The sequence below is a fragment of the Mycobacterium sp. 155 genome (assembly GCF_000373905.1).
Lineage (GTDB): Bacteria > Actinomycetota > Actinomycetes > Mycobacteriales > Mycobacteriaceae > Mycobacterium.
In genome coordinates, this window is record NZ_KB892706.1 from 141,152 (window position 1) to 147,520 (window position 6,369).

8 protein-coding genes are annotated in these 6,369 nt (G+C 68.7%); 7 read left to right on the forward strand and 1 reads right to left on the reverse strand.

The features are described from left to right. Positions 1-231: 231 nt before the first annotated feature. The 6 genes from B133_RS0122095 (at position 232) to B133_RS24575 (ending at position 5,270) form a co-directional block, all read left to right on the forward strand. Entirely contained in the window at positions 232-1,950 is a 1,719-nt protein-coding gene (locus B133_RS0122095) for a ParB N-terminal domain-containing protein (RefSeq protein ID WP_018604284.1), read from the forward strand. A gap of 385 nt (positions 1,951-2,335) precedes the next feature. Next, positions 2,336-3,382 (forward strand): DUF932 domain-containing protein, encoded by a 1,047-nt coding sequence (locus B133_RS0122100; RefSeq protein ID WP_018604285.1) that lies wholly within the window; start codon positions 2,336-2,338, stop codon positions 3,380-3,382. A gap of 586 nt (positions 3,383-3,968) precedes the next feature. Next, positions 3,969-4,214 carry a glutaredoxin-like protein NrdH gene (gene nrdH / locus B133_RS0122110; protein WP_018604288.1) on the forward strand — a complete coding sequence of 82 codons (246 nt, stop codon included), beginning with the start codon at positions 3,969-3,971 and terminating at the stop codon, positions 4,212-4,214. A gap of 26 nt (positions 4,215-4,240) precedes the next feature. Continuing rightward, positions 4,241-4,510: a hypothetical protein gene (locus B133_RS0122115; RefSeq protein ID WP_018604289.1), complete on the forward strand. Its 270-nt coding sequence runs from the start codon at positions 4,241-4,243 to the stop codon at positions 4,508-4,510. Further along, the gene (locus B133_RS0122120) at positions 4,507-5,112 is read left to right on the forward strand and encodes a hypothetical protein (protein ID WP_018604291.1); all 606 of its coding nucleotides are present in this window, start codon (positions 4,507-4,509) and stop codon (positions 5,110-5,112) included. The genes B133_RS0122115 and B133_RS0122120 overlap by 4 nt, the downstream gene beginning before the upstream one ends. Beyond that, the gene (locus B133_RS24575) at positions 5,109-5,270 is read left to right on the forward strand and encodes a hypothetical protein (RefSeq protein WP_018604293.1); all 162 of its coding nucleotides are present in this window, start codon (positions 5,109-5,111) and stop codon (positions 5,268-5,270) included. The genes B133_RS0122120 and B133_RS24575 overlap by 4 nt, the downstream gene beginning before the upstream one ends. Positions 5,271-5,277: 7 nt before the next feature. Here B133_RS24575 and B133_RS24580 read toward each other — a convergent pair whose 3' ends face one another. Continuing rightward, positions 5,278-5,517: a hypothetical protein gene (locus tag B133_RS24580; RefSeq protein WP_157626099.1), complete on the reverse strand. Its 240-nt coding sequence runs from the start codon at positions 5,515-5,517 to the stop codon at positions 5,278-5,280. A gap of 267 nt (positions 5,518-5,784) precedes the next feature. On the opposite strand from B133_RS24580, the gene B133_RS0122135 reads away from it, so the two are divergent. Further along, entirely contained in the window at positions 5,785-6,180 is a 396-nt protein-coding gene (locus B133_RS0122135) for a hypothetical protein (RefSeq protein WP_232423391.1), read from the forward strand. Positions 6,181-6,369 lie beyond the last annotated feature (189 nt).

The window sequence follows — 6,369 nt, forward strand, 5'->3', positions numbered from 1 at the left end:
GGCCGTTGGAGCGCCTGTCTGGCGAATCGATTTTCGCCCACTTCAACTCCCGACGCGACAAGGCCACACCGCTGATCGCGTTTTCCCAATCCGCTCGCTGCGCTCGCTGGAAAACGCGGCGGCGGGCCTTGCGCTCTGGTCGCTCGTAGGCACATCGATTCCTGCCAGACAGGCACTCAGAACGGTTGGCCCTCTCGCAGGGTCAACCTCTCACCAGAAAGGTCACGTCCCATGACTGACACCATCTCTACCGAGGGCATCGACACCACCGCAGCGCCGGTGGCCGGCGAACTCGCCCACATCGACCCCAACCAGTTGGACATTGGCGAGAACGTGCGCGAATACGCCAACCTCAGCAAGCCGTTCCTGGACAGCATCGCCGAGCACGGCGTGCTGGTGCCCCTGACCGGCATCCGCCGCCCCGACGGAATCGTGCAAATCCGCAATGGGCAGCGCAGGTGCGCCGCGGCCCGCAAGGTCGGGCTGCCCACCGTCCCGGTCTACGTGCTGCCCGCCGCGCACCTGGACAGCAGCGCGGAAACCATCGACCGGATCGTGCACCAGATCGTCACCAACGACCACAAGGCCGATCTGACCGACGCCCAGCGCGCCCGCGGGATCCAGCAGATGATCGACGCCGGCATGTCGGTGACCAAGGTCGCCCGCAAGCTGTCGATCACCAAGGACACCGTCACAGCCGCCGAGACAGCCGCCAAGTCCAGCACCGCCCTGGAAGCCCTGTCAGCCGGCCAGCTGTCGCTGACCGAGGCCGCAGCGATCACCGAGTTCGACACCGACGCCCAGGCCGTGGCCAGACTCCTCGACGCGGCCGGCGGCGCCAGCTTCGACCACGTCGTCGCCCAACTGCGCACCGAGCGGGTCAGCGCTGCCGCCCGCGCCGAGGCCGAGGCCGACTACACCGCACGCGGGTTCACCGTGCTGGCCGAGCGGCGGTGGGGATGGAACCTCGACTGCGTGCCCCTGGCGCACCTGCAGACCCCCGCCGAGCAGGACGCGGACGCCGAGATGATCACCGACCCGCAGTTCTGGGCGGTGTGGCTGGAGGAGTACGCCGACTACATCGACACCGCCACCGGCGAGCCGGTCAACGAGGACGACGTCGATTGGGACACCGAGAACCTGCCCGACGAGCAGCCCGCCGAGGGACTGCGCCACGCCGACACCGTCACCGAGCGGCCCAGCTACCAGCCCGAGTGGTTCTGCCTGGACCCCGAGGCTGCGGGCGTGGCGCCCACCGACATGTTCCGGCGCAACGCCGAATGGTCAGCGGGACGCCAGCGGTCCCAGGACCACGGCGGCACCGACGCCGGATCGGCAAGCCAGGACCCCGACGCCGACACCGAGGCCGACCGCGAGGCGGCACGGCTGCGCGCCGAGGCCGAGCGGTCCGAGGCCGACAAACGCGCGCGGCGCATGGTGCTGGCCCTCAACAAGCTGGGGGCGGCGGCCATCACCGTGCGCCGGGAGTTCGTGAGCACGCTGCTGGCCCGCAAGACCCTGCCCAAGGGGGCAGCGGTGTTCATCGCCGACTGCCTGGCCCGCGACACCTACCTGCTCACCCACCACACCGCCGACACCACCGCCGCCGAACTGCTCGGCGTCGAGGCAGGATCCGGGACACGCACCCTGATCGCCGAGCTGCCCACCGGCAGCGGCGACGGACGCGCCGCGGTGATCACCCTGGCCCTGGTGCTGGGCGCACTGGAGACACGCACCGGCAAGGACGCCTGGCGCAACGTGCGGATGAGCGGCGACGGCGCGCCCAGCCACTGGTCGCCGGCGCTCACCAGCCGGGAATACCTGCAGTTCCTGGCGGCCAACGGCTACACCCTCAGCGCCGTCGAGGAAATCATCACCGGGGTACGCAGCGCCGACGAGGTCCACGACGAGTACGCCGCCGCCAAGACCGCACAGAGCGAGCAGGACTAGCACCGCCGGGTGGGGCAGGGCTTCGGCTCTGCCCCACCACCCTGGGGCAGCCCAATCGGACGGCCCGCCGCCGGCGGGCCGAGCATCCGTTCGCGGAAACGCCTGCGGCGCTGCCCACCTCAATGGGGGCTGTTCCTCGATCGGAACAAGCCCCGAAGTTTGCCTTTCCGGCCTTCGACGCTAACCAGCTGGGGCAGCCGCACAAGGGACCGGCGGCCTGCGGCTCCCGGGTTTCCCCGGGCCGCTCGCTGCGCTCGCTGGAAAACCCGCGCCGGCCCTTGCTGCTTGCCTCCCCCCACGCCGGTTGGTCTCAGTCTTGCCGGAAGGCAAACAAGAACGGGCGGCGATCCGGTCGCCCACCCTCTCACCAGAAAGGTTCACTCTCATGGCTCATGAGCTTGACTCCACGAACGGCGTTGTGTCCTTCGCCAATTCACGCACGGACGCCTGGCACCGACTCGGGCAGTCGGTCGGTCACGCGATGACCGCCGAGGAAGCCCTCCACGCCGCGCACCTGGCCGGCTGGAATGTCCACAAGCGCCCGCTGCAGGTCGCCCAGGACCCGATCCTGACCGAGGACGGTGTGAGCACCCTGGCCCCGCTGGCGGTGCCCGAGATGTTCGCCACCGTGCGCACCAACCCGATCACCGGAGCCCTCGAGGTGCTCGGCGTGGTCGGCAGCAAGTACACCCCGGTCCAAAACGAGGAATCCTGCACCATCCTCAACACCCTCACCGAGGAGAGCGGAGCCGTCTACGAAACCGCCGGCGCTCTGCGCGGGGGCCGCGAAACGTTCCTGACCATGAAACTGCCGAAATCGATGGTGCTGCAAGGCCGCAACGGCGCACAGGACCGCACCGACTACTACATCGCGGCCCTCAACAGCCACGACGGCAGCAGCCGCTACCGCCTCGTCGTCACCCCGATCCGCATCGTCTGCGCCAACACCCAGGCCGCCGCGATCGCCCGTGCGGTGTCCAGCTTCGGGATCTCCCACACCAGCAACGCCCGGGTGGCGATCCAGGAGGCCCGCGAGGCCCTCAAGCTGAGCTGGCGCTACATCGAGGCATTCGAGGACGAGGTCGCCGCGCTGTATGCCACCCCGATGGACACCGACGAGGTGGCCAGCTTCGCCCGGCACCTGGTCAAGGTCGACCAGGCCGACACCGAGGCCGCCAAGAAACACCGCAGCGAGCAGGCCGCCAACATCGTGACGCTGTTCTTGTCCAGCCCCACAGTCGCCCCCATCCTGGGCCGCACCCGCTGGGCCGCCTACAACGCCGTCAGCGAATGGACCGACCACGTGGCCCCCGTGCGAGGGGTGCGCGGTGAGCAGGCCGCCGCGCAGGCCCGGGCACTGCGCACCGTCACCGCCGGCAGCTCGGCCCAGTCCCTGAAGGTCGAGGCGTTCAGGATGCTGCAAACCCTCTAACCGGTCCCGCCCGGTGGGCAGGCTCCCCTCCCCTGCCCACCGGACCCCACCGGCCAGTCACCATCCCCGCCACCCCGACCCCCAGGCGGACGGGCCGCCGCCGGCGGCCCGGCGAACCTGTTGGCGGAAACGCCTCCGGCGTTACTTCCCTTTCTTTGTGCCACTACCCGGTGTCGCGTCCGATTATGACCGCCATGCCGCTGCGCGCAAGGCCACCGATAAAGCCCTCACGGCCCGAAAACGTTTCCCAATCACACTCGCTTCGCTCGCCGGAAAACGTTTCGTCGGGACCACTGCGGTCCGCGGCAACACGGCGGCCGAATTCAGCAATTGCGATACCGGGTAAAACAGGGCAGGCCGAATGCCGGCACCCACCCACACAGCCGAGGAGATACACTAATAATCCTGCACAGCAGCCTGATTCGCTACCCTCCGCGACCGCACAGGTGGCCGGCTAGGCCGACCCGATTGCTGCTATCGCAATGTCACAAAATGGTCTAAGAATACCCGAAAAGTATTGCCAGAATAGCGCAATAGACGGTAAAATCGAAACAAATACAGGGGCCCGAAATGAGAGGATAGAGAAATGGCTCGCATCACCATTTACACCAAGCCCTCGTGCGTGCAATGCAACGCCACAATCCGGGCACTGAACAATGCCGGAATCACCGATTACAACACCGTCGACCTCAGCCGCGACAGCGAGGCCCGCGACATGGTCATGGCCCTGGGCTACCTACAGGCCCCCGTCGTCTACGCCGGCCCCAACGAGCACTTCGCCGGATACCGCCCCGACCGGCTGGCCGCGCTGCTGGCCCGCCTGGCCGCCTGAGCACCGAGCCCGAAATCAGCGCCACCATGCACCAGCTCACCATCGACGCCGCGGCGACCACCATCACCCGCCACCGCGACTTCACCGCCGCCCAGCGCGCCCTGATCGCCTACGCCGTGGCCGCCGACTACTACCTGCGACCCCTGCAAACCACCACCACCAACAGCACTTACGAACTGCTGGAAATCGCCGACCCGCACGACGACGCCGACGACTTCACCCGCCGCCGGCCCCGCGTCACCGGGACCGCCACCATCGAAGCGGTCCGCGCCGAGCTGCCAGTGAGCACGCCATGACCACCCCGCAGCGCCGCCTCGAGCTCGTCGGCGACACCGCCGAGACCGAACCCAGCATCGACCCGCAGTGGCAAGCCGACCGCGTCATCGAGCAGTGGGCCCCCGAACACCAGTACGTCGGCGCCCTGATGTGGTTGGCCGCCGAGCACGCCACACCGCTGCTGGAGTTGGTTCCCGACACCGCCATCTGGCGGCCCCTCACCCAATGGGCCTACCAACTGATCCGCGCCCTGGTCGAGGACGGCAACGACCCCAACCCGGTGCTGATCCTGGCCGAAGCCAAACACCGGCCACCATCGAACGCCCTGGATCCCGGACACGACCCCACCGAGCACCGCATCCGCCAACTCAGCCTTTACCTCTTCGACGCCTACAGCCAAGCGGTAGCCCCCCGAGACTGCGCGCACCGCTACGCCCGCGAGGTCCTCGACGAGGCCTACCGGCGGGCGTTTCGCACCGGCGGGCAACGCATGCAGGACCTCGCCGAGGCCGGCGCCGACCGCGACGACCTGACCACCCAATTCACCGCCATCCGCGACGAACTGGCCGACCTCTGGAAACGCGCCGAAACCGCCGCCAGCCAGGAAAGAAACCCGACATGAGCACCGCCCTCACCGCCGGTGACAGCATCATCACCGGCGCAGGAACCGCCACCATGGTGGGCATTTGGCTCGGTGAGCACTTCACCGCCGGCGCCCGGCAAGGCCGTTTCATCGACCTGGCCGCCGTCATCGCCGACCTGGCCGACACGCTCACCTAAGCCGCGGTCAGATCGCCACCGGCTGCGCCGGCCACGCCACCTCGACACCGCCGCGATCCCACTGTCCCGTCACCAGCCAGTTCACCAGGTCCACCGCTGCCGGGCCACCCGCAGCCAGCAGCACCGCCATCACCGTCGACTCCATCACCCCAGTATGAGCGACACCGCCGAGCGCGGTCGTCACCAAATCAGGGCCACGCAGTCGGTGCGTCGCCCACCACGAACCCGGGCCGGCCGAGCTCCTCACCTTGTCTGTCCGTCAGCAGGTGCCCCAGTGTGACCGGTGGGGCACCCGTCGGTGTCAACCCACGCCCGCCGGAATCAGCGGCGGCCAAGGACCTTTGGCGCCCAACCCCAGCCCCGCCCAGGGCGCTGCGCGCCGGCAGGGGCGGGGGCGCCAAACCCGCCTCGATACCCGCCGGTCTCTACCGGGGTGGACACCGACACCCCACCGATCCGAGCCGCACCTGTACCGACCGGCACCCGAGCCGGTCACCGACGGAAGGAACAGACCATGACCACCGACAACACCACCGACCCCTGGGCCAGCGGAGACCACGACCCACTGGCGGGGTACTGGCCGTCAATGCCCGCTCAAAAAAGCGGTGTGCCAACACGTTCCGATGGCAACGCCGCCTACTACGGCTACACCCCGGATGCGCCCCACTACATCGAGCAGACCGTCCAGCTGTATCTGAGGCTCGCCGATGACGGACTGGGCTGGATCATCGATGGCGCCTCCGTCGACGGTCACTCGTTGGACAGCACCCACCATGACCTGCGGGCGCATAACGGCGAGTGCGTCTGCGGGCGACCCGCCGAGTGTGAACGCACCCGCGAGTACGCCGACGAGCTGGTGCTGCCCACCGCGCGTGACCTCGCCAAGCTCATCATCGACGCCCTGTCCTAACTAACCTTCCCTCCCTAGAGGCCCGGCCGACTCTTCCCACGACGGGGCGACCGGGCCCCTTTTTCGGCACCGCGTGCGCGCCTGGCGGCGCGCCCGCCCGCCCGCAGGCGGGCGAAATCCGCTGCCACTCCCCTTCTTGTGCCGTCAGCAGGTGCCCCAGTGTGATCGCCGGGGTCCCCGTCGGTGTCA

Coding starts and splice junctions, on each gene's coding strand:
- B133_RS0122115 (WP_018604289.1), top strand. CDS start 4,241: ATGCACCAGCTCACCATCGACGCCGCGGCGACCACCATCACCCGCCAC.
- B133_RS0122100 (WP_018604285.1), top strand. CDS start 2,336: ATGGCTCATGAGCTTGACTCCACGAACGGCGTTGTGTCCTTCGCCAAT.
- B133_RS24575 (WP_018604293.1), top strand. CDS start 5,109: ATGAGCACCGCCCTCACCGCCGGTGACAGCATCATCACCGGCGCAGGA.
- B133_RS0122095 (WP_018604284.1), top strand. CDS start 232: ATGACTGACACCATCTCTACCGAGGGCATCGACACCACCGCAGCGCCG.
- nrdH (WP_018604288.1), top strand. CDS start 3,969: ATGGCTCGCATCACCATTTACACCAAGCCCTCGTGCGTGCAATGCAAC.
- B133_RS0122120 (WP_018604291.1), top strand. CDS start 4,507: ATGACCACCCCGCAGCGCCGCCTCGAGCTCGTCGGCGACACCGCCGAG.
- B133_RS0122135 (WP_232423391.1), top strand. CDS start 5,785: ATGACCACCGACAACACCACCGACCCCTGGGCCAGCGGAGACCACGAC.